This is a genomic window from Paenibacillus dendritiformis (assembly GCF_945605565.1).
GTDB classification, from domain to species: domain Bacteria; phylum Bacillota; class Bacilli; order Paenibacillales; family Paenibacillaceae; genus Paenibacillus_B; species Paenibacillus_B dendritiformis_A.
Genome location: NZ_OX216966.1, coordinates 173,220 through 194,654 on the forward strand (window position 1 = coordinate 173,220; position 21,435 = coordinate 194,654).

General features: G+C 58.0%; 20 protein-coding genes. 2 read left to right on the forward strand and 18 right to left on the reverse strand.

The window, feature by feature from the left end:
• Positions 1 to 105: 105 nt before the first annotated feature.
• From spoIIR to ychF, 4 genes are all read right to left on the reverse strand, one after another.
• Positions 106 to 894, reverse strand: a complete 789-nt coding sequence (gene spoIIR / locus NNL35_RS00715) for a stage II sporulation protein R (RefSeq protein ID WP_040734622.1) — start codon at positions 892 to 894, stop codon at positions 106 to 108.
• Between the two features lie 252 nt (positions 895 to 1,146).
• Positions 1,147 to 2,130: a peptide chain release factor N(5)-glutamine methyltransferase gene (prmC, locus tag NNL35_RS00720; protein WP_006680167.1), complete on the reverse strand. Its 984-nt coding sequence runs from the start codon at positions 2,128 to 2,130 to the stop codon at positions 1,147 to 1,149.
• Positions 2,127 to 3,200 (reverse strand): peptide chain release factor 1, encoded by a 1,074-nt coding sequence (prfA, locus tag NNL35_RS00725; protein ID WP_006680168.1) that lies wholly within the window; start codon positions 3,198 to 3,200, stop codon positions 2,127 to 2,129. The genes prmC and prfA overlap by 4 nt, the downstream gene beginning before the upstream one ends.
• Positions 3,201 to 3,321: 121 nt before the next feature.
• Positions 3,322 to 4,422: a redox-regulated ATPase YchF gene (ychF, locus tag NNL35_RS00730; protein WP_006680169.1), complete on the reverse strand. Its 1,101-nt coding sequence runs from the start codon at positions 4,420 to 4,422 to the stop codon at positions 3,322 to 3,324.
• Between the two features lie 407 nt (positions 4,423 to 4,829).
• Between ychF and NNL35_RS00735 the strand changes: the two genes are divergently transcribed.
• Entirely contained in the window at positions 4,830 to 4,970 is a 141-nt protein-coding gene (locus NNL35_RS00735) for a hypothetical protein (protein ID WP_006680170.1), read from the forward strand.
• 92 nt (positions 4,971 to 5,062) lie between these two features.
• Here the strand turns inward: NNL35_RS00735 and NNL35_RS00740 are convergent, their stop codons facing one another.
• Positions 5,063 to 6,223 carry a hypothetical protein gene (locus NNL35_RS00740; RefSeq protein WP_006680171.1) on the reverse strand — a complete coding sequence of 387 codons (1,161 nt, stop codon included), beginning with the start codon at positions 6,221 to 6,223 and terminating at the stop codon, positions 5,063 to 5,065.
• Positions 6,224 to 6,671: 448 nt separating this feature from the next.
• Here NNL35_RS00740 and NNL35_RS00745 point away from each other — a divergent pair, with 448 nt between their 5' ends.
• Complete coding sequence (locus tag NNL35_RS00745; protein ID WP_254552832.1) at positions 6,672 to 6,845, forward strand: hypothetical protein; 174 nt, start codon at positions 6,672 to 6,674, stop codon at positions 6,843 to 6,845.
• Positions 6,846 to 7,348: 503 nt separating this feature from the next.
• On the opposite strand, the gene NNL35_RS00750 is transcribed toward NNL35_RS00745, so the two are convergent.
• From NNL35_RS00750 to cls, 13 genes are all read right to left on the reverse strand, one after another.
• The gene (locus tag NNL35_RS00750) at positions 7,349 to 8,338 is read right to left on the reverse strand and encodes a hypothetical protein (protein WP_006678469.1); all 990 of its coding nucleotides are present in this window, start codon (positions 8,336 to 8,338) and stop codon (positions 7,349 to 7,351) included.
• Between the two features lie 166 nt (positions 8,339 to 8,504).
• Positions 8,505 to 9,860, reverse strand: a complete 1,356-nt coding sequence (locus NNL35_RS00755) for a sodium-dependent transporter (RefSeq protein WP_006678470.1) — start codon at positions 9,858 to 9,860, stop codon at positions 8,505 to 8,507.
• Positions 9,861 to 10,344: 484 nt separating this feature from the next.
• Positions 10,345 to 11,175, reverse strand: a complete 831-nt coding sequence (locus NNL35_RS00760; RefSeq protein WP_006678471.1) for an energy-coupling factor transporter transmembrane component T family protein — start codon at positions 11,173 to 11,175, stop codon at positions 10,345 to 10,347.
• Positions 11,168 to 12,880 carry an ABC transporter ATP-binding protein gene (locus tag NNL35_RS00765; protein WP_006678472.1) on the reverse strand — a complete coding sequence of 571 codons (1,713 nt, stop codon included), beginning with the start codon at positions 12,878 to 12,880 and terminating at the stop codon, positions 11,168 to 11,170. Before NNL35_RS00765 ends, NNL35_RS00760 begins: the two co-directional genes overlap by 8 nt.
• Before the next feature lie 128 nt (positions 12,881 to 13,008).
• Positions 13,009 to 13,572: an ECF-type riboflavin transporter substrate-binding protein gene (locus tag NNL35_RS00770; RefSeq protein ID WP_006678473.1), complete on the reverse strand. Its 564-nt coding sequence runs from the start codon at positions 13,570 to 13,572 to the stop codon at positions 13,009 to 13,011.
• A gap of 319 nt (positions 13,573 to 13,891) precedes the next feature.
• Entirely contained in the window at positions 13,892 to 14,941 is a 1,050-nt protein-coding gene (fni, locus tag NNL35_RS00775) for a type 2 isopentenyl-diphosphate Delta-isomerase (RefSeq protein WP_006678474.1), read from the reverse strand.
• 23 nt (positions 14,942 to 14,964) lie between these two features.
• Positions 14,965 to 15,096 (reverse strand): hypothetical protein, encoded by a 132-nt coding sequence (locus NNL35_RS30290; RefSeq protein ID WP_276540116.1) that lies wholly within the window; start codon positions 15,094 to 15,096, stop codon positions 14,965 to 14,967.
• A gap of 126 nt (positions 15,097 to 15,222) precedes the next feature.
• Positions 15,223 to 16,131, reverse strand: coding sequence for an L-serine ammonia-lyase, iron-sulfur-dependent, subunit alpha (gene sdaAA / locus NNL35_RS00780; protein WP_006678475.1), 909 nt, complete (start codon positions 16,129 to 16,131; stop codon positions 15,223 to 15,225).
• Positions 16,132 to 16,165: 34 nt separating this feature from the next.
• A complete protein-coding gene (gene sdaAB, locus NNL35_RS00785; protein WP_006678476.1) occupies positions 16,166 to 16,828 on the reverse strand; it encodes an L-serine ammonia-lyase, iron-sulfur-dependent subunit beta in 663 nt (220 codons plus the stop codon).
• 286 nt (positions 16,829 to 17,114) lie between these two features.
• Positions 17,115 to 18,341 carry an MFS transporter gene (locus NNL35_RS00790; protein WP_006678477.1) on the reverse strand — a complete coding sequence of 409 codons (1,227 nt, stop codon included), beginning with the start codon at positions 18,339 to 18,341 and terminating at the stop codon, positions 17,115 to 17,117.
• A gap of 234 nt (positions 18,342 to 18,575) precedes the next feature.
• Positions 18,576 to 19,430 carry an ABC transporter ATP-binding protein gene (locus tag NNL35_RS00795; protein ID WP_040732938.1) on the reverse strand — a complete coding sequence of 285 codons (855 nt, stop codon included), beginning with the start codon at positions 19,428 to 19,430 and terminating at the stop codon, positions 18,576 to 18,578.
• Between the two features lie 127 nt (positions 19,431 to 19,557).
• A complete protein-coding gene (locus NNL35_RS30295) occupies positions 19,558 to 19,692 on the reverse strand; it encodes a hypothetical protein (protein ID WP_274380418.1) in 135 nt (44 codons plus the stop codon).
• Between the two features lie 28 nt (positions 19,693 to 19,720).
• Positions 19,721 to 21,232 carry a cardiolipin synthase gene (gene cls / locus NNL35_RS00800; RefSeq protein WP_006678479.1) on the reverse strand — a complete coding sequence of 504 codons (1,512 nt, stop codon included), beginning with the start codon at positions 21,230 to 21,232 and terminating at the stop codon, positions 19,721 to 19,723.
• Between the last annotated feature and the right edge of the window lie 203 nt (positions 21,233 to 21,435).

Consider the following 21,435-nt stretch of genomic DNA (forward strand, 5'->3'; position numbering starts at 1 on the left):
ATTGCCGAGAGCTCGTCCAGCATGCGGCGCTGCCCGGCCGGCCCGTAACGGGCGGCAACGATAGCACAGCGCTAGCGAATCAATAGCCTACAGAGGAGCCTATAATTAACCGATAAGAGCATTCCACACCTCTGCCAGCCATTGGAATAAGCTTACCAGCATATCCCATAAAAAGAAGCGCACTTCCGTCCCGCCATCCGCACTTGGCTCCGCTCCCGAAGCCTCGAGTCCGCCGGCAGCTCCGGCCGTTCCGCCTCCCCCGTCCGCCGGAGCTCCATCCTGCCCCTTCGCTGCCGATGAGGCGCCTCCGCTTCCGCCACCGGAGTCCGCCTTCGCCTGGCCCGTATCGCCATCAATGAAGCAGAGCGGCGGGAACAGAACGCACCACCAGTTCTGGCCTTCCCCCGCGCCCAGCGTCACGAGCAGGGCTTCGTACATGCCCGCCGGATACACCTGGCCGCCGTACAGCTTCGCCGGGAACGGCACCTCGTCCAGCGTCAGCTCCGCCGAATACGGCATGCCTTCATCCGCCAGCGTCAGGGCGACCGTGGTCTCCAACTCCTCAAGATGCCCGGCGATGAATTCCCGGGCCTCCTCCCGCGTCTGCGGTTCGGCTTGCTGCTGCAGCCAGCCGTTCAGTTGCTCGACGATGCGATCCCGCACCAGCCGCTTCACCCGCTGATCGCCGTCCGTGTCCGAATTCGCCAGCACGCGCAGCCGAATCGCATCTTCGGGTATCGCCGCTGCCATCGTCTGTCCGGCTTCCGCCGTCGTTATCCCTGCCATGCCTGCTTCTTCCATAGCCGCTGCCGCGCGGCCTTGATCCCAACGCATCCACGTCCCTGCGGCGACGATGGCCAGCAGGAGACCGAGTACGAACATCCGTGATCTCATGTTCTTCTACTCCTTGTGAGGTTGGGCGCGCCTCTTGTCTATCAGTATGTCCGGCAGCGTCAGGATTAAACGTCGGCAATTCATAATTCATAGAATAAAAAAATAGAGTCCCGCGCCCCGGGCCCGCCTGAGAGACGGGCCGCGAAGAAAAGGAACTCTATCAATAATGAACACCATATTATCTAGCGATTTACAATTTTATAGGCATGATTTGGGAGATTCGTTCAATTGGCTGCTCTGGCCTCCCAATACTCAGCGTTCTGCCGTGCCGTCTTCCGCTCCGCCGCGGCCAGCCGGCTCCCCATCGTCCGGGCGCATGGCGCGCACGCCGATGACATGGCGCTCGATGCCGGCCAGATCCGGCACGATGACGAGGCGCTCCCCGTAGCCTGCCGCCTCCAGCAGCGCAGCAACGTCGCGGGCTTGGCCCTGGCCGACCTCGAAGCCGATGAGGCGCGGCGGGCAGTCCAGCAGCGGCAGCATGGCGACGATGCGGCGGTACGGGTCGAGCCCGTCCGCTCCGCCGTCCAGCGCTGTGCGGGGCTCATAATCGCGCACCTCGCGCATGAGCCCGCCAATCTCGGCGGCCGGGATATACGGCGGGTTGGACACGAGCACGTCCAATCCGCGGCCGGCCAGCGGCGCCAGCAGGTCGCCCTCGCGCCAGCTCAGGCGCGCCGCCACGCCGAGCTGCTCGGCGTTGGATTGCGCCATCCGGAGCGCCGCGGGCGAGATGTCGGTCGCCGTCACCTGCCAGGATGGCCGCAGATGCGCCAGCGTGCAGGCGATGGCGCCGCTCCCGGTGCCAATATCGGCCGCCCGCAGCGCGGTCCCGGCCGGCCAGAGGCGATTCGCTTCGGCCACGATCGCCTCGACCAGCAGCTCCGTCTCCGGACGCGGAATGAGCACATCCGGAGACACGGCGAACGGCAGGCCGTAGAAATGCTGCTCCCCGATAATATATTGGGTCGGCTCGCCTCCGGCCCGCCGTTCAATCGCGGCCTCGTACGGACGGCAGGCCGCTTCGGGCATCGGTTCGGGCAGCCGCACGAGATAGGCCGCCCGCTCCCAGCCGAGCGCATGGCGCAGCAGCAGCTCCGCATGATGCGGCGCGTCCTCCACCCCGCCGGCCGCCAAAAAAGAAGAAGCCTGCACCCAGGCTTCTCTTATCGTTAACGGCCAGGCTAGGCGGAAGGAGCCTTGCGCTCCCTGCTCCGATCCGCCGGGCCGGCTCATGCGTGATTCTCCCGCTCCATCAGCTCGGCCTGTTCGGTCAGCGTCAGCGCCTGAATAATCTCTTCCATATCCCCGTTCATCACCTGATCCAGCTTGTGCAGCGTCAGGCCGATGCGGTGATCCGTCACGCGGCTCTGCGGGAAGTTGTACGTGCGAATGCGCTCGCTGCGATCGCCGGTGCCGACCTTGCTTTTCCGCTCGCCCGCGTATTTTGCTTCCTCTTCCTGCCGCTTGATATCAAAGATCCGGGCCCGAAGTACTTGAAGGGCCTTCACTTTGTTGTCATTCTGCGATTTGCCGTCCTGACAGGTCGCCACGATGCCTGTCGGAATGTGGGTTACCCGCACGGCCGACTTGGTCGTGTTGACGGATTGCCCGCCGGCGCCGGACGAACAGAACGTATCGACGCGAATGTCCTTGTCGAGAATCTCCACTTCGACTTCATCGATCTCCGGCATGACAGCGACGGTCGAGGTCGAAGTGTGAATGCGGCCGCCTGATTCCGTCGCCGGAATGCGCTGCACGCGATGCGCGCCGCTCTCGTATTTCAGCTTGCTGTAAGCGCCCTTGCCCGAGACGAGGAAGATGACTTCCTTGAATCCGCCCAGATCGCTGATATTCGCTTCCATCAGCTCCGTGCGCCAGCCCTGGGCATCGGCGTAGCGCGTATACATGCGGTACAGATCGGACGCGAACAGCGCCGCTTCGTCGCCGCCGGCCGCGCCGCGAATCTCGACGATGACGTTCTTGTCGTCATTCGGGTCTTTCGGGAGCAGCAGCACGCGGATGCGCTCCTCCAGCTTGACCTTGCGCTCCTCCAGCTCCTCGATTTCCATCTTCACCATTTCGCGCATGTCATCGTCCAGCTTTTCCTGCAGCATGGCTTTCGCTGCATCCAGCTCGCTTATTACGTTTTTGTACTCCATATAGGCTTCGTACGCAGGCTGCAAATCGGACTGTTCCTTCGAATAGTCGCGCAGCTTCTTCGGATCGTTCGCCACATCCGGATCGCACAGCAGCTCGCTCAATTTGTCATAGCGATCCGCCAAAGATTGCAGACGGTCCAACATATCACGTTCACCTCTTTCTAATATGCAACTTGCTTTCTATTTTCAAATACCCGATTACCCGAATAGCCCGAGGCTATCAACAGCAATATGCCGCCGCCGTGCAATCGGCGCATGCTTTTATCTATACATTGAACCGGAAGTGCATGACGTCTCCGTCCTGCACGACATATTCCTTGCCTTCCAGCCGCAGCTTGCCCTGCTCCTTCACGACGTTCATCGATCCGGCCGCGACCAGATCGTCATAGGACACCACTTCCGCCCGGATGAAGCCGCGCTCGAAGTCGGTATGGATGACGCCCGCCGCCTGCGGCGCCTTCATGCCCTTGCGGATGGTCCAGGCGCGCACTTCCTGGACGCCTGCAGTGAAGTACGTATACAGCCCAAGCAGACGGTAAGCCGCCTTGATGAGCCGGTTCAGACCGGACTCCTCCAGCCCGAGCTCCTGCAGGAACATCTCCTTGTCCTCGCCGTCCAGCTCCGCGATCTCTGCCTCGACCTTGGCGCTGATCGGCACGACCTCCGCATTCTCCTGCGCCGCGAAGTCGCGCACTTGCTGCACGTACGGATTATTGTCTGCATCCGTTACGCCGTCCTCGCTTACGTTCGCCGCATAGAGCACCGGCTTCATCGTCAGCAGATGCAGATCGCGCACGAGCAGCTTCTCGTCATCGGTCAGGTCCAGACTGCGAGCCGGCTGATCATTGTAGAGCACTTCCTTGAGGCGCTCCAGCACCTCTGCCTCCTGGGCAAATTTCTTGTCGCCGCTCTTCATGTTCTTCTTCGTCCGATCAAGACGCTTCTCGACCGATTCGAGGTCCGCCAGAATCAATTCCAGATTGATAGTCTGGATATCGCTAACCGGATTCACTTTGCCGTCCACGTGCGTAATATTTTCATCCTCGAAGCAGCGGACGACGTGAACGATCGCGTCCACCTCGCGGATATGAGCCAGGAACTTGTTCCCGAGCCCTTCGCCCTTGCTCGCGCCGCGAACAAGGCCGGCAATATCGACGAACTCGAATGCCGTCGGTACCGTCTTGTTCGGCACGACGAGCTCGGTCAATTTGTCCAGACGCTCATCGGGAACCTCCACCACGCCAACATTCGGATCGATCGTGCAGAACGGGTAGTTGGCGGATTCCGCCCCCGCTTGCGTAATCGCATTGAACAGCGTCGATTTGCCGACATTCGGCAGTCCGACGATACCAGCTTTCAAAGCCATTTATAATGACAACTCCTTCATTCGATGTGCTCTATCCATAAGTCCATTGTGCCGGCAGGGTTCAAGGCCTGCCCTATCATTGACCATTGCTGTAGAAAGGACGCAAAAATTCCTTAACCATTATAACCAACAACACAAAAAAAACCTAGTCATCGACTGGATTTTTTCCGAATTGTCTACATATTCGGGTTGGGCTCCCTGTTCGGGTCCCCGCTTCGCGGCTGCCCGGGCGTATGAGCCTTCAGGCAAGACAGCTCCCCCCGGTTCCGGGATGATCGGGAAGCCCCGCATCCGCTGAACCGCTGTGCGCGGTGAGTGGATAAGTCATCCGCCATCGGCGAAAAGTAAAAATCGGGCCTTGATAACCGCCCGCAACAATAAGCTCAGGAAGAAAGAGGTGCAAGACGATGGAAAACAAAACGCATCGCGGCAACTACAAAGGCACGACGAAAATGAAAGCCCAAAATCAGGACATGGCCTTCGTGAACGATAACGTCGAAGATGCCAAATCGGTCAATCCGCTTCCCGATAAGCGGGCAAGGGACTAATAAGGGCTCTCCATTGCGGCCAACAGGCCGCTGACCGCTAGCGCCGATGGAAGGCGGGCCGCCTCAGGCGGCCTTACTGCAGCCGAAGAGGTCTAGGTCAGATAACGGTATAGGCTTCGAATGAGACGGCTTGCTCCATACCGCCCGGCATTCGGCATCTCCACCTGATACTGCAGGCATAGCTTGATCACTTTCGCGACGACGGGCGGCTCATTCTCCGGTTCGATCCCGGTCTCCGCGTCGCGGACCCCAGCGAACAAAGAGGACAGCATCCCATCCGCCACCAGCATCGGCCCGTTCCAATTCCACTGCAGCCACTCTTCATCCCATTGCACCGTCGAGGCCCCGATTTCCCAGACGACCTGACGGGAGCGCTGGCGGTGCGCCTGAATGGTCCGTTCCAATGCCTTCATCCAAAATTCGGCCCGCTCCTCGCGCGAGGCGGATCGGGCAAGAGCCAGGCATGCGGCCTGGGCGCATACGGAAGAGATGGCGCCATCCGCCCACGGGAATTGAATCCGCTCAAGCCGCGGCAAGGCGCAGCCTTGAATCAGCTGCTCCCACTCTTTCCGTCCAAGCGACTCCTGCCCGGCAAGCGCCATGCAGATGGAACGGACAGCTTCTTCCCTTACATCGTCGCGGTGTTGACCGAGCGCAAGCGAAGGATTGAATGGCTTATGAAGCCGGCGGCGGCAATCGGCAAGGGCTATCAGCCCGTTCAGTCTAACGCGCTGCCATTCCCCGTGCAAGGAAGCGTGAAGCAGCATATCCTCCGCTTCCGGCGCTGCGTCCTGCATCAAGTGAATGACATAGATGGCCTGAATCGCCGTCTGCTCGTCTTCATGCAGGAGCGCAGTCCACTCTGCGAACCGATCCCGCAGTGCCGCCAGCCACCGTCCGGCCAACTGTTCGGCTTCATCCTCTCCCGCCGCATCCCGGATCCGGGCGTTCGGCGTGACGCCGAACGGAAGGCGGCAGGTCGCCGTCAGACGCAGCACCTGGGCGATGCCGTTCAAAATCGTCGCCTTGGCCACTGATTTGTTCTGCACGCTCAAAATATCGATCAGCGGATGGATCAACCCGCAGACGGCGAGATCCATCTCGTTGCCGTCGCTGCATAATTGTTCGAATAGCGAATGGGCCGCATCTGCCGATTGCTCCCGCGAACCGTTCTCCATCACGTTGAGCAATTCGGGCATATAATCTCCAGAGCCGAACGCATGCAGCCATCCCGCATCATAAGCCGTCCCCATTACTCTCTCCTCCATATGCCTGCCCTTTCCATCGGGGCCGTGGTTTTAATTGCCATTATATCACTTCAGGACCGGGAAGTTACTGAAAAATATCGGAAAATGTCGAAAAGAAAATGCCCGCCGGCCGCAGCCCCTCCAAAAATGCATCAAACTGCTGTTTCAATCGTCCGGGAAGCGGTGAAATCTATAGTAGCATGACATTCTCCCCCTTTTCGAATAGACGGCACGGAACGCCCCCTGCAGCCTTGCGCCGCAGGGGGCGCTTCCATTTCCCCGCAGCCGGCATATCCGGCATCCGAAGCAGGATCTCGCAGCACCGCGTCGGATCCTGGGGGCATCATCGCCTCCAGGAGGTATCATCGCCTCGATGCCTTCAGCAGGCATCGTTGCCTCTCGGGGCTTGAACGTGTGGAGGGAATTGCTGCTATTTTACAGGAATTTCGGCTCAATGAGTCCACATCCCGAGGAAATGCTGCAAATCTACATCATTTTAGGCCCTTTTGCTTCAAGCCGAAGCGAAACGGGTAAAATTCCTGCAGTTGTGCAGGATTCCCTTTCTGGTAAAGTCGTCCATATCGAATTGCTGTATTTGCGCAGGATTAGGATTTCGCTTGCCGAATAGGTGTTGAAATCGTGCAGTTTTGCAGACTTCGCTTACCGAATAGGTGTGTCTGGAGAAATCGTGTAGTTTTGCGGATTTCGCCTACCGGATAGACGTGTCTAGGGAAATGGTGCAGTTTTCAGGTCGTTGGAAAACCCCTGTTTTTACGAAGGGGGGGAGATTGTCCATTTTCCTACTCAAAAATTGGCACGCATAGCGTTTTAAATCGATTTTTTCTACGGAGAGACGAGATCCACCACATAAAAAATGAAGTGCCAAAGAATCCCTTGGACTTTCTCAACAGCCTGACTTTTACAGGAATTGTTCAGAAGTCACCCTCCAACGCAATAAAAAACTGTAAAATTGCAGCTTTGCCGCCACAGGTTTCGTTATGCAGAAAGTCGGAACGCAGGGTAAGCCTAAAACAGAGCTAGTATCTCATCAGAACATAGAACAGTCCGGCCAGAATCACTCCGGCCGGACTGTCTTCATCCGCTGACTGGCGGCGGATGCTCAAAACTATTTTACTCCGTTACGACAATTTGATAGGCATAGCTCATCGGCGGCAGGGACATGGTCATAATTTGCGCATGGAAGCCGATAATTTTTTGGCCGGCCTTCAGTTCGCTCATCTTCAGCTCCTTGCCGTCCTTGGTCACGATCGTTGTATCCTTATTGATGGACAACACGATATCGTTATTGGTATTCCCGTCGGAATCCGCATCCAGCCGAATCGACGCTTGATCGCCTTTCGCATTCACATTCAGAATCGTGCCTGTCTGGCGAACCGTCTCTTCTTTGACCACGATGCTGGCGGCATTGCTGATCGGAGGCAGGCTCTTCGTCATGACCGCACTGTAGCGGGCTTCCACCCGGACATTGTTCTTGAGCGCATCGGCGGTCAGCTTGTTGCCCTTTTCATCCTTGATGACCGTCTCGTCGGTAATGTTCAGAATAACCGGGTTCTCGCCCAGCAGCTCGATGCGATCCTTGCTTGCGTTCACGATGATGCCATCCGTTTTCTTTTCGTTCTTGTGCTCGTCATTGCCATTGCTTGGGCGTTCGACGACGATCTTTTCCGCCGTGCCTTGCGCTGGAATGCTGCGTGTCAGCTTCGGTCCGTACCAAGCGGTCACCGTCCAGCCTTTTTTCACCGCTTGGTGCAAATGCGCCTTTTTGCCGTTCTGATCCACAATCGCCGTATCCTCCGTCAAAGCCAGCACCACCGTATCTTGTGCGTTAGCCTGCACGCCCTCGCCGGTAACCGTGACGTAAGCACCGTCCTTATTGATGCGGATTTCTTCCATTGTGCCTTTCGTAGCGAGCCAGTCCTGTTGAATTGGCCGATCAAGGTCCTTATGTTTGTTGTCTTTCTCATAACGGTCTGCCTGTTGGCTGACGACCTGACCATTCACTTTATTGTTATTCTCTTGGGCCGCCGCAGTCAACGGCATGGCCGCCATCGCAAGCATGCTTACCGTCAATATCATTTTTGTCCATGTACGCTTTTTCATCTGAATTCCTCCCTGTCGCGTCCTGTTCCTGCAAGTTCGGCGCTTCACCCGTTGTGTATAATGCGGGAGAATTGCCGTGTTCATTGTTACAGACGGGCCCAGGTTGGCAGATGTTGCACTTCGCCGTCATTTTTTTTCGGAGCAAAGGACAAGGGACCGAAAGACATCACAATATGCCGATGGAGGAGAGGAAAATGAGAATAATCAAAATTGGCACGACATAGCGCATCATCATTCCCCACACCCGTCCCATAAACGGCCGGAGCCCCGCTTCCTCCTTGGCGCCGGTCCAGACGAAGCCGATCAGCAGCGTCACGAACAAGCCGCTTAACGGAAGCATAATATTGGAGGTGATGAAGTCGAGCCAATCGAACAGATTGCGTCCGCCCGGCTTCCAATCCGTCAATACGCCGCCGGCGGCCAGCGTCGCCGGGAGGGCGATAACATACACCGCCCCCATGACAAGCGCCGTCGCCCAACTGCGCTTCATCTGGAACCGCCGGATAATAAAGGCTACCGGAACTTCGATCAACGACAGACAAGATGTAAGCGCCGCGATGGCAAGCAGAATGAAGAACAGCCCCCCGAACCATTCGCCATACGGCATCGAGGCGAAAGCAGCGGGCAGCGCCGCGAACACAAGGCCGGGCCCCGCATTCGGCTCGATTCCGAACGTGAAGATCGTGGGGAAAATAATGAGTCCGGCAATCAGCGCATACACCAGATCCCCGGCACCGACCGCCAGAGTCGCCGCGGGCAGCGACTGATGCGAATCCACGTATCCGCCATACGTAACCATCGCCCCTATCCCGAGAGAGAGGGAGAAGAAAGCAAGCCCAAGCGCCATCAGCGCGGATTGAAACGTCAATTTTGAAAAATCGGGATACAAAAAGTAGGATATGCCTTCAGCGGCACCCTCCAGCGTTAATGTCCACACCAGCATGACCAACAAAATGATCAGCAGTCCGGGAATGACGATTTTATTGAATTTCTCAAGCCCTCCCGTAATGCCGCGGGCAATGATGTAGCCAGTCAGCAGAAGCACGGCCAACTGCCACAGAACCGGCCCCCAGCCGGCGGTGAAGGCCGTGAAATGTCCTCCATAATCCGGATCGGCATACAAGACGCCTGTCAACGATTCAAAGGCATAATGAAGCGTCCATCCCGCAATAGTGCTGTAATACGTTAAAATAAGAAAGGGAGCAAGCACCGCAATAAATCCGATCGCGCCCCAGCCTCTCTTTCCGGACAGCTTGCGGAAGGCCGTGACCGGATCCCCTCTGCCTGCCCGGCCCACTGTCAGCTCGCCCAGCAGCACCGGAAGCCCTACCAGCACAAGGCAGAAGATGAACAGGAGGAAAAAGGCGCCTCCCCCGTTTTGGCCGGTGACATAGGGGAACTTCCACATATTGCCCAGCCCTACCGAGCTGCCGATGGCCGCCAGAATAAACCCGGAAGAGCTGCTGAATTGATCTTTGTTTTTGTCGATGCGACGATAAGTTGATTTTTGTTGTCTTGACATGCGTAATGATTGCACTCCTTGCTCTGCTCTATTTTTTCTAGGTTACCCGCAAACCCCGGTCACTGCAATAGTTGTGCCAAAAAAACAAAGGGACTGTCCCCATCGGACACTTAAAAATGAAGAGACAGAAGACGGGATTGCGGCAAATGTCGAGGCGGAGAAGACGGCGGGGCAATGCGGCGGAACATAGATGAGACAGTGAAATCCTGTGTAAACGGAGGAATTTCCCCTATTTGAGCCGTTATTGGATGAAATTCCTGCAAAAGCTCAATTTCTCCGATTATTGCTTTCATTCCATTGATATGGCTGAAATTCCTGGGGTATGCAGGAAATGGCTGTAACCCAACCGTCACATCGAATCAGGCTTGAACAAACGGACTCGTCCGGGAAAAGGCGGTATTCTTTGTTCAACAGGCAGGGGCTGTCTCACGGCAGTCTAATACTGCTTATGAGACAGCCCCATTCGGTCCCGGCGCCGATCGCCTCAGGCGAAGGGATACCAGAATGTCCCGAATCCCTGAACGCGCGCTATAATCGCTGCGATCAGCGCGACGGCGCTAATCGTTATAATGACGTAATCCTCCCGCTGCCACACCGTGGCCGAATACCAGGTGCGGCGCGCATGCTTGCCGAAGCCCCTCAAATCCATCGCATTCGAGATCGTCTCGATCCGGTGGAGCGAGGACTGAACGAGCGGAATCGCGATCGATATAAAATGCTTCAGCCGCTGCGAGAACGAGCCTTCCCCCTTGCCAAAGCCGATCCCGCGCGCCTGCATCGCATTCGAGATGTTGCGGAATTCCGCCTGCATGTCCGGAATGTACCGGAAGGCGATGCTGAACGCGTAGGCGACCTTGTACGGCACGCCCACCCGGTTCAGACTGCTGGCCAGCCGGGTCGGATGCGTCGTATAGATGAAGAGCACCGTAATCGGCATAAGGGACATATATTTCATCGACAGAGTCAATACGTAGATGACGGTCTCCAACGTCAGCACGTTGTAGCCCAGATTGGCGATGACCGTCGTCGAACCAGTCACCTCGCTCCCGTAAGCCGGTGTCACGACGAGGGTGAACAGCGAGTTGAACACATTGAAGACGATCATGAGCCAGACGAGCAGGCGAATGCGCCGCCACGGCAGCTTCGCGCTGACGAGCATGATGATGCCCAACAGGAAGAGCGGCACGAAGACGCGCAGATCCTGGAACAAAAAGACGGCGACCGTCCACACGGCCAGCAGAAGCAGCTTGGCCGCCCCGTCCATCCGGTGGAACAGGGTGTTGCGGTCGATGTAGAGCATCCCCGCCTTACTCATGATGATTCACCTTCTTCTCATGTGCAATGAAATCGCGCACAAGCATGTCCGGGGCAGCGGCGCCCGTCAGCCGCGCCAGCGCGCCCAGCGACGTCTCCTTCAGATTCGCGCGCGCGATAGCGGATACATCCGTGAGCACCGACGCCGTCTCGCCGCAAGCGATGATGGCGCCGTCGCAGAGCACGGCGGCCCGCTCGGTATACTCCAGAGCAAGATGCATGTCATGGGTAATGAACAGGAACGACAGCCCGCTGTCCGCCAGCCGCGAGATGAAGCTCATAAATTCCGTATAATGCTTGTAATCCTGTCCGGCCGTCGGCTCGTCCAGAATCATCAGCCGCGGTTCCAGCGCCAGAATCGAAGCGATCGTGACGCGCTTCTTCTGGCCGTAGCTCAGGGCGGAGATCGGCCATTCCCGGTAGCCGTACAGACCGCAGATGCGCAGCGTCTCCTCGACCCGGGCAGAGACCTCCTCCTCGCCAAGCCCGCGCACGCGCAGGCCCAGCGCGACTTCATCCCAGATCATCGCCTGGGTAATCATATGATTCGGGTTCTGCATGACGTAGCCGATCTGCTGGCCAAGACGGCGAATCGACCAGCTGCGGGTGTCTTCTCCCAGCAGGCGGATCGAGCCGGACGAAGGCTTGGCAATTCCGGTCAGCAGGTGGGACAGGGTGGACTTGCCCGCGCCGTTATTGCCCAGCAGGGCCAGCCGTTCTCCTCGCCCAATCGTCAGACTGACTCCGCGAATGACCTCGCGCTCGCCGTCGTACGAATAGCGGACATTGTCCATCTCGATCAGCGGTTCGCGGTCAGGCAGCGGCTTCTCCGCATCGGCTGCGGCGACGAAGGCGGCCAGGCGGGAACGGTATTCCGGATTCGCGCCGACCTGCGCGAGTGAGGACGGATGATCTTCCGGATTCAGCTCGCAGCCGGCATATTTGAGCGCGGTCACATATAGCGGTTCGCGCAAGCCATGCGCGCTCATGACGGAAGAAGCCAGAATCTCGTCCGGGGTTCCCGTCCGGACAATCCGTCCCTCCGCCATAATGACGATGCGATCGACAGGCTGCTCCAGCACATCCTCGACGCGATGCTCGATAATGAGAATCGTCTTGCCCGTCTGCTTATGAATGTCCTCGATCAGAGCCATCGCATGCTTGCCGCTGGCCGGATCCAGATTCGCGAGCGGCTCGTCGAAGAGCAGGACGTTGGCCTCCATCGACAGCACGCCCGCAAGCGACACCCGCTGCTTCTGTCCCCCGGACAGCTCATGCGGGCTGTGTCCGGTATGAGGCAGCATGTCGACGATCTCCAGGGCGCGTGCGACCTTCGGCTTCATCTCCGCTACCGGCATGCAATCATTCTCGAACGCGAAGGCGACATCCTCGCCGACGGACAGTCCGATGAACTGGCCATCCTGATCCTGCAGAATCGTGCCGACGCTGCGGCTGATCTCGAAGATGCTCAAATCCGCGGGACGCCGCCCTTGCAGGCTGTAATCGCCGCTAATCGTGCCGCTGTACGTAAATGGAATCAGCCCATTGATGCAATGGGCCAATGTGGACTTGCCGGAACCGCTCGGTCCGGCAATCAATATTTTCTCCCCCGGGTAGATGTCCAGGGTGATATTTTTCAAAGTCGGTTCAGACAAGCTGCGATATTGAAAGCTGAAATCCCGAAACGAGATAAGCGGTTCCCTCATGATTTCGATAACTCCTGTCACATGCTGCATGCCAATCCATGTCCCACCAGGAGAGGGCCCGATGGGGGACTTCCGATCACGCCACGCGCCCCCTCCTATGCTGTGGAACTCTATTCGTTTCTAGCAGCTTATTTAAGTACCCGCAAATTCGAATTGCGGCGGTTCAAACGGATAAGACCAAGCACGGCCGAGATGCCCAGCACCAAATGAACAGCGATGTTGGCCAAGGTCGAAGCAACGAACTGGAGCCACATTTTGTCCGGCGCTTCTCCCAGCAAATACACATCCAGGATGCTGGACAGTCCGAAGCCGACAGCCAGCCCCAATGAACCGGTGATCGCGAGCGTCAAGATAGCGCCCTTCGTCGAACGGCCTTCATTGACATCGAAAGATTTGTTTATGTAGACGAGACCCATTCCGAATCCGGAAATCGCGGATCCAAGCACCCATGTCCACCAGATCGTGCCGCCGCCCCAAGTCAAATCGGTGATGATATGACCGATGGCCCCGCTCAACAGACCGACGATCGGACCGAACATCGCGCCGAAAATGGTCAGAATCGCAATGGCCGGGCGCAGGCCCGTCTGCGGCACCAGCGGAATCGTAATGGTGCTCAGCAAGCCGTATAATGCCGCTCCGATCCCGATGGCAACAACCGTTTTGGTGCTAAAGTTGAACATCGATTGTTTCATGCTTCAACCCTTCTTTCCTGGTTTAATATGTATCGACATTCGCCCGTTCGGCAGTCTTAGGAGAGCGATATGCGTAAAATCCGAACGTTTGATTGTGATTCCGATAATAATATAAAGGATATTCCAAGGTAAGGGTACAGTTTTTATTTCCCATAAATGAAGGTGACTCACAGTTCTGGCAAGGCGAGTGGGACAAGCTGAGTGAAGTGCTTCATAGGCGCAGGTTGGACACCCTCCGGGCCCGATAGCCGGGAGCATAAAGGAGGCCACAGGCTCGGGGTCTGTGGCCGTTGGATGTGTCCATTATAGCAAAGCTTGCCTAATTTGGCATCAGCCGATTCGTGGCGCGCAGATCCCGAATGCGGCCCGCGCCGATGCCGAACATGGCGATGCGGAGCTCCAGCTCCACCTGCGCCAGCACCTCGTCCACCGCCTCCTCCGAATCGGCGGCGGCGGCCAGCAGGGAGCGGCCGAATCCGGCCAGATCCGCGCCGAGCGCCAGCGCCTTCGCCGCATCGGCGCCGGTACGCAGTCCGCCGCTTGCAATAAGCGGCTGGTGCGGCAGCGCTGCCCGGATAAGCCGGACGCTCTCCGCCGTCGGAATGCCCCAGCCGGCGAACGCTTCGGCCGCGCGGCGGCGAATCGGGTCGGCGGAGCGGAGCTTCTCGACCTGGCTCCAGGACGTGCCGCCCGCGCCGGCCGCGTCGATGAATGCCGCGCCGGCATCGGCGAGTTGCCGCGCGGTATCGCCGGCGATTCCCCAGCCGACCTCCTTGATGCCGACGGGTACGTCCAACTGGCGGCATAATTCCTCAATACGACGCAGCAATCCTGCGAAGTTGACGTCTCCTTCAGGCTGGAACACTTCCTGCAGCGCGTTCAGATGGAGAATTAAGCCGTCCGCTTCCACAAGCTCCACGGCGCGGCGGCATTCCTCGATCCCCATTCCCATGTTCAGCTGCACGGCCCCGATATTCGAATAGATCGGCACCGTCGGCGCAATATCCCGAATCCGGAATGTGCCCGACAGTCCCGGATTCTCCACCGCCGCTCGGACGGAGCCTACGCCCATCGCCCAGCCCCGCGCCTCCGCCACCGCGGCCAGCCGGCGGTTGATCGGGGCAGCTATACTGCTGCCCCCGGTCATCGAGCTGATAAGGAATGGCGTGCGAATCCGCTTGCCCAGCCATTCTGTCGCCAGATCGATCTCCCGGAAATCCAGCTCGGGCAGCGCCTGGTGAAGAAAGCGGTAACGTTCGAGCCCTGTCGTAATCCCGACGCCATTCACCGCTTCCTCCAAACAAATGCGAATATGCTCCGTCTTGCGCTGCTCGGTTGCTCCCCCAGGAGCCGGCTGCCGTTCCTCCATTGTGAACCTCCTTCATCCTCTTCCTATATCATGAATACAACGAATGTATCGGACAGGAACCCGTCCGCTGCCGTTCCTTCGTCCGCTAAAGCCGTATCCGGCGATTTTTCAGCATCATTAGCATAGCAAATATGGACGCTATCGTATACTTTCATCTATTTGAAAAAAGGCCTCCGAACAGGAAGGCGTTCCTTCCGGTTCGAAGACCTCGCAGTCTGATCATCGCGATTCGGCCAAGCTCTCTCGCAAAGCCTGCCAACTCGCGGCTGCGGCGTTCGGCATCACTCCGTCTGAGCGGAATCGGCCGCGCCGGTTCCCGGATTCTCGCCGAAAATCTCCTTCTTCAGCCGGATGCCCGTCGGCGTCGCGGCCAGACCGCCAAGCGCCGTCTCCTTCATCGTCATCGGCATGCTCTGTCCGATCCGGAACATCGCTTCAATGACTTCGTCGCACGGAATGACACTCTCCACTCCGGCCAGCGCCAAATCGGCTGCCACCATCGCGTTGGACGCCCCCAAGGCGTTGCGCTTCACGCACGGCACCTCGACCAACCCGGCGACCGGGTCGCAGACAAGGCCGAGCATATTTTTCAGCGCGATCGCCATCGCGTTCGCCGCCTGCCGCGGCGTGCCTCCGGCCAGCTCGGCAATGGCCGCGGCCGCCATGCCCGCTGCCGATCCGACCTCGGCCTGGCAGCCGCCCGCCGCTCCGCTGATGGACGCATTGTTCGCCACGACGAGGCCGAACGCTCCGGCCGTGAACAGAAATTCCACCATCTGCTCCCGTGTCGGGTTCAGCTTCTCCTTGAGCGCGAACAGCGTCCCCGGCACCACCCCCGCGGCGCCGGCCGTCGGCGTCGCACAGATAAGCCCCATGGCCGCGTTCACTTCATTCGTCGCCATCGCCTTGCTGACCGCATCGAGCAGCGTGCCGCCGCTTAATGCTTTGCCGGAGGCGATATATTGCTGGACCTTCACGGCGTCTCCGCCCGTCAGGCCCGAGTGGGACTTCACGCCGGACAGCCCCCGCGCGACCGCCTGCTCCATCACATCGAGGTTGCGCTCCATCTGGGCGATGACCGCCTCGCGCGTCATCCGCTTCACTTCCATCTCTTGCTCTATCATCACGTGCGCCAATTTGCACGAGCGTTCCTCTGCGAGCGCGACCAGCTCAGCCACATTGCGGAACATGCTTCATCACCTCTCCCTTAGATTGGACAACGCATCAATCTTCCATGCGGAGCACGCGGTTCACGCCGGGAAGTCCGCGAATCTGCCCGAACATCGCCTCATCGATCATTTCGTCGGTCTCAATCACCATCAACGCCATTTTGCCCTTCTCCTTGCGGCTGACCTCCATGTGGCCGATATTGACCCGGGCCTCGCTCAAAATCCGCGTCACCCCCGCAATGACGCCATAGCGGTCATGATTCAATATAAGGATGGCCGGACACTGGCCAGAGAGCTTCAGCTTAAAGCCGTTCAGCTCGACAATCTCCACCTTCCCGCCGCCGATGGAGATGCCGGTCACTTCCATATCCTCCTGGTCATCCGACAGGCGGATACGGGCCGTGTTCGGGTGCTCCGGCACCGCATCTTCGGCCGTTATCTCGACCGTCATCCCGGCCTCCTCTGCCAATTGAAGCGACTGCGGGAGCCGGGCGTCATTCGTATCAAAATCGAGCAGACCGGCCACGAGCGCGACATCTGTCGCATGGCCTTTATAAGTCTCCGCGAAGGAGCCGTACAGAAATATATGAACCTTCTTCGGCTGTCTCCCGAATATGCTGCGGGCCAGGCGGCCAATCTTGGCAGCGCCCGCCGTATGTGAACTGGACGGTCCGACCATAATCGGACCAATGATGTCAAACACGCTGCGATATTTCATCGCTATTCCTCCTTCTACGCGTATCCATGATCGAATCCGGCTCCGCACGTCATACGATAGGATACGCAGCAGGGAGCGCATCCTGTACGGCGAATGATGAAATGAAAGCACTTTCAGCACCATCCTACCAATCCGGCGGCCGGAAGGCAAGACCTCTTTCAGGCAATATGTCCATCTATACAGGATTTTGGCACAAAAAAGACCGCTTTGCACGAACAAAAGCAGTCCGATTCCTCTTTCCTGCCCGGTTCACGGGCGGCCTTGCCGTGCCGCCCGCAGCCCACGATTACATCGAAGGACTCCCCGGATCCGTCACCGCCTCCAGCGGACGCTCCTGCATGCGGGAAGAGCGGACATAAGCGTAGGCGATAAACAATGCCGACAGTCCGCCGAATACGAGGACCATATAGGAGAGCCCGATCGTATCGAGCATGAAGCCCGTCGCCAGCAGCACGACCTGGAACATGACCCGGTCCAGCATCGTGCGGAACGAGAAGAAGCGGCCATGATAGTCCTTCGGAATCGTCTTCTGAAAATATGTCGATAACAGCGGGAAGAAGAAGCCCGCCGCGAGACCGAACAAACCGAAACCGAACAGCGCCATCCCGCGAATATCGGCAAAGAACAAGAGCGAATGTCCCAGCGCGCTCAGGAGAGCGAACAGGCACAGCAGCTTGAGCAGTCCGCCCTTGCCGGAGATGCGCTTCACGAAGAAGGCGGCAGCGATGAAGCTGATCCCTTCGACCGCATACAGCCATCCTTTGATCTGGGTGTCCTGATGGATCTCGCTGATGTTGATCACCATCAGATTGAAGCCGCCGATGAACAAGCCCGGGATGAACGACAGCCCAAGCGCCATGACCGCGACCGGCATCCGCTTGAGCATCGGCACGATTTCCTTGAAGCCTCCGCCCTTCTTCTTCCCTGCGGAAGCCGCTTTGCCAGACGGCAGATCCTCCTTCACGTCCAGGAAGAACGTCGACACGAGCAGCAGCGCATAGCCGACCAGGGAAGCCGCATAGAGCGAGGCCAGGCTCATGACCGTCAGCATCATGCCCGCCAGCACGGTGCCGATAATTCGGGCGATGGTGGAGGCATTCATATGTACGCCGTTCAGGGTCAACAGATCTTTGTCGGCGACAATGCGCGGAATAACCGATTGAAGCGCAGGGAAATAGAATGCCGCCGATATTTGCAGCGTAATGTTGAACAGCACCATCCACAGCACGGAATCGGTCGCCAACGCAATAAACATGAAGCAGACGCCTACCATCCGACCGAGACCGGCATAGATCAGCACCAGCTTCTTGCGGGAAGAATCGATGACTTTTCCGGCGTAGGGGCCGATCAGGACGCCCGCCAGCAAGCCGATGAACAGAATAATCGATTTCATGAAATCCGAAGGCACCTGATGCTGCATAAATTCAAGATTGGCAATAATGGAAGTCCATAAGCCGAGGCCGGCCACGAACTCGCCACAGAGCACAATCCATACATTCCGATTCGTCCACATCCGAATCCTCTCCAGTTCTATGTACAGATGGACTTATCATACCATGTTCCCGCCTATGACAGGTAATGGTTCCATGCCGTTCAGCGCCGTATCCCTGCCACGTCGGGAGGCCGCCGGTTACGCTCTTCCAGAGCACGACCAAAAAGGCCAGCGGCATTCCTTGCCGATGACCTGTATCGCGTCTATCCTGTCATTCCACCGTCATGCTCATCGCGCCGAGATCGCGTCCCGCCGTTAGCCGGCATGGGTGGCGAGCAGATTGTTCGTCTTGCATTCATCCTTCCGTTCGCACCGGTCGCCGCAGATCCGCCCTTTGCCGCGCGGAACGCACATCGGCGTGCCGAACAACGGATCATCGCAGATGATGCAATCCATGCAGAATACGTCTCTGACCATCTGCGGCGTCAGCACATCCTCCGGCGCCCCTTGGGCGTATACGCCCTTGTCGCGGACAGCGATAATATGATGCGCATAACGGCAGGCCAGGTTCAAGTCATGCAGAACCATGACGATGGTGCGTCCTTCGTTCTGATTCAGCTCATACAGCAAGTCGAGAATCTCGATCTGGTGGCTCATATCGAGATAGGTTGTCGGTTCGTCAAGCAGAATCACATCCGTATTCTGGGCAAGCGTCATCGCGATCCAGGCGCGCTGGCGTTGTCCGCCCGACAAGGAATCGACCGGCCGGTCGGCGAGGCTCTCCACACCCGTCACCTGCAAGGCATGGCGGACCAGCCGCTCATCCTCTTCCGACCACTGCTTCAGCCACGATTGATACGGATAACGCCCCTGCTTCACCAATTGAAGCACCGTCAATCCTTCCGGCGCCGTCGGCCCCTGCGGGAGCATCGCCAGCTTGCGGGCGACGGCCTTCGTGCTGGACTGATGGATATCCTTGCCATCAAGCAGGACGGAGCCTTGCTCCGGCTTAAGCAGCCGGGCCAACGAGCGGAGCAGGGTCGACTTGCCGCATCCGTTGCTGCCGATCAATACCGTGATCTGCCCCTCGGGAATGCTCAGTGTGAGATTGTCGATAATCGGCACGTCGCCATAGGCCAGTGTCAACGACTTCGTCTGAATCATGGACATGCTCTTCCCCTCCCCGTTCTCGTTCCGCATGCGTCTGCCGTTCGGCATGACAGTCAGGCTCTACAATCTATAATAATGAAAATCGTTCTCAAAAATAACTAGCTACATCATGCCATATTCAGCACCGCTAGTCAATCGCCGGACGGCCTGCCGCGGCAGCCGTCATCGGCCGAAGAGCCGGGCGCATCACGCCGCCCGCGCGCTTGTTCCAAGCCCGCCCGCCTTGGACCGGCAGAGACCGTTGGCGGCGCCCTGCCACCACAGCGGCCCCTCCCGGCTCCCTTCTCTGCCTACAGCAGCGGCGAGAACAAGCGGGCTGCTGACTCGAGGAAGCGGGTAATGACTTTTTTGTTGGCAAATTGTTCATCCGAGATCTGCACGGCCGACTCCAAATCCTGCTGAAACTCCCGGATCAGCTGTTCGACGCTCTCCGTCCGGATCAGCAGCGCATTCACCTCGAAGTTAAGGTGGAAGCTGCGCATATCCATATTCGCGGTGCCAATCGTAGCCACTTCGCCGTCCACGATGATGAGCTTCGAATGGAGAAAGCCTTTTTCATATTCGTAGATTTGCACGCCGGCCTCCATCAGACCAAGGAAATAGGAATGGGAGGCCAGGAACGGCAGCCATTTATCAGGCTTGCCCGGGAAGAGCAGCTTCACCTCGATGCCGCTCAAGGCCGCTACCCGCAGCGCGGTAAAAATGTCCTCATCCGGAATGAAATACGGCGTCGCTATCCAGATCGAGCGCCGGGCCGAGGTCAGCATGGAGAAGAACAGATTCTTCATCGTCTTGAATTCCTGATGCGGCCCGCTCGCGATCATCTGCACCGCGCCCGCCGTCGCCTCCACCGGTTCAGGCTGAAGGTATTCCGCCCCATAGAGCGTCTCTCCGCTCGTATGGGCCCAGTCCTGCAGGAAAATGATCTGCAGTGTCTGCACCGCGTCGCCGCGCACGATCATGTGCGTGTCCCGCCAGAAGCCGTACGTCTTATTGCGGCTCAAATATTCATCCCCGACATTGAGGCCGCCGATGAACGCAACATTGCCGTCGATGACAACAATCTTGCGGTGGTTCCGGTAATTGACCCGATTGGAGAAGATCGGGAACTTCACATTGCCGAACACAGCCACCTGCACGCCGGCATTCCGCAGCTCCTGCAGGAAGGTTTTGCGCAGGTGCATGCTCCCGACCGCATCGATCATGAACCGGACCTCGACGCCGGCCCGGGCCTTGTCCATCAAAATCTGGGCAATGCGGCTTCCGATGTCGTCATCGCGGTAAATGTAATATTCCATATGAATATGATGCCGGGCCTGATTCAGCTCCGCAAGCAATGCCCCGAACGTCTCTTCGCCGTTGTTCAGAATGCGCGTATCCGACGCAAACGTAATCGGGCTCTTGCTGATGCGGCTGGTCAGGCGGAGCAGATGGCGCTGATCCGGCGTCATGGCAGCCAGCGCCTCCTCCCGGAGCTGCTTCGGCTCATTCTCTACGAAGGTATAGGTATGCTTGTCCTGCTGCGCCTTCCGGGTATACCGGCGGCGCTTGCGGTAATTTTGACCGAACACGAGATAAAAGATGAAGCCGACGACAGGCACCACCGCCAGCACCAATATCCAAGCGACCGTGCTGGAAGGATGCCGGTTCTCCATAAAAATAATGATAGCCAGGGACACAACGGCGAGCGTCGTCATAATGCTCAGCGCCGTCGTGATATTTTGGCCAATCGTGCCATTCATATAATAACCGAAAGCGAGTAACAAGATAAGAAATAATCCGACTTGCAGCGCTCTTCTCATGACGAGGCCCCCATTCACGCCATAACGGCGCTTCTCTCTCAGGTATTTTTTGAACCATACTGCGCGGCATACCGCAATTTCTTCTTTTTCCTATTATATTCGACATGCGCTCCCTTGAATATGGGAATGACATCCCTGAAAATTATATAAAAAAAGACCTTTCCGCAGAAAGGTCCTTCGTATCTGAATCGATTCCTTGACCG

Excerpts from the sequence above, each read along its gene's own strand:
- sdaAA (WP_006678475.1), bottom strand. The coding sequence starts at position 16,131 with ATGTTCCGCAATGTGGCTGAGCTGGTCGCGCTCGCAGAGGAACGCTCG.
- NNL35_RS00750 (WP_006678469.1), bottom strand. The coding sequence starts at position 8,338 with ATGAAAAAGCGTACATGGACAAAAATGATATTGACGGTAAGCATGCTT.
- NNL35_RS00735 (WP_006680170.1), top strand. The coding sequence starts at position 4,830 with ATGGAAAACAAAACGCATCGCGGCAACTACAAAGGCACGACGAAAATG.
- prmC (WP_006680167.1), bottom strand. The coding sequence starts at position 2,130 with ATGAGCCGGCCCGGCGGATCGGAGCAGGGAGCGCAAGGCTCCTTCCGC.
- fni (WP_006678474.1), bottom strand. The coding sequence starts at position 14,941 with ATGGAGGAACGGCAGCCGGCTCCTGGGGGAGCAACCGAGCAGCGCAAG.
- NNL35_RS00770 (WP_006678473.1), bottom strand. The coding sequence starts at position 13,572 with ATGAAACAATCGATGTTCAACTTTAGCACCAAAACGGTTGTTGCCATC.
- ychF (WP_006680169.1), bottom strand. The coding sequence starts at position 4,422 with ATGGCTTTGAAAGCTGGTATCGTCGGACTGCCGAATGTCGGCAAATCG.
- NNL35_RS00795 (WP_040732938.1), bottom strand. The coding sequence starts at position 19,430 with ATGTCCATGATTCAGACGAAGTCGTTGACACTGGCCTATGGCGACGTG.
- spoIIR (WP_040734622.1), bottom strand. The coding sequence starts at position 894 with ATGAGATCACGGATGTTCGTACTCGGTCTCCTGCTGGCCATCGTCGCC.
- NNL35_RS00790 (WP_006678477.1), bottom strand. The coding sequence starts at position 18,341 with ATGTGGACGAATCGGAATGTATGGATTGTGCTCTGTGGCGAGTTCGTG.
- NNL35_RS00760 (WP_006678471.1), bottom strand. The coding sequence starts at position 11,175 with ATGAGTAAGGCGGGGATGCTCTACATCGACCGCAACACCCTGTTCCAC.
- sdaAB (WP_006678476.1), bottom strand. The coding sequence starts at position 16,828 with ATGAAATATCGCAGCGTGTTTGACATCATTGGTCCGATTATGGTCGGA.
- cls (WP_006678479.1), bottom strand. The coding sequence starts at position 21,232 with ATGAGAAGAGCGCTGCAAGTCGGATTATTTCTTATCTTGTTACTCGCT.
- NNL35_RS00745 (WP_254552832.1), top strand. The coding sequence starts at position 6,672 with ATGAGTCCACATCCCGAGGAAATGCTGCAAATCTACATCATTTTAGGC.
- NNL35_RS00755 (WP_006678470.1), bottom strand. The coding sequence starts at position 9,860 with ATGTCAAGACAACAAAAATCAACTTATCGTCGCATCGACAAAAACAAA.
- NNL35_RS00765 (WP_006678472.1), bottom strand. The coding sequence starts at position 12,880 with ATGAGGGAACCGCTTATCTCGTTTCGGGATTTCAGCTTTCAATATCGC.
- NNL35_RS00740 (WP_006680171.1), bottom strand. The coding sequence starts at position 6,223 with ATGGGGACGGCTTATGATGCGGGATGGCTGCATGCGTTCGGCTCTGGA.
- NNL35_RS30290 (WP_276540116.1), bottom strand. The coding sequence starts at position 15,096 with ATGAAAGTATACGATAGCGTCCATATTTGCTATGCTAATGATGCTGAA.
- prfA (WP_006680168.1), bottom strand. The coding sequence starts at position 3,200 with ATGTTGGACCGTCTGCAATCTTTGGCGGATCGCTATGACAAATTGAGC.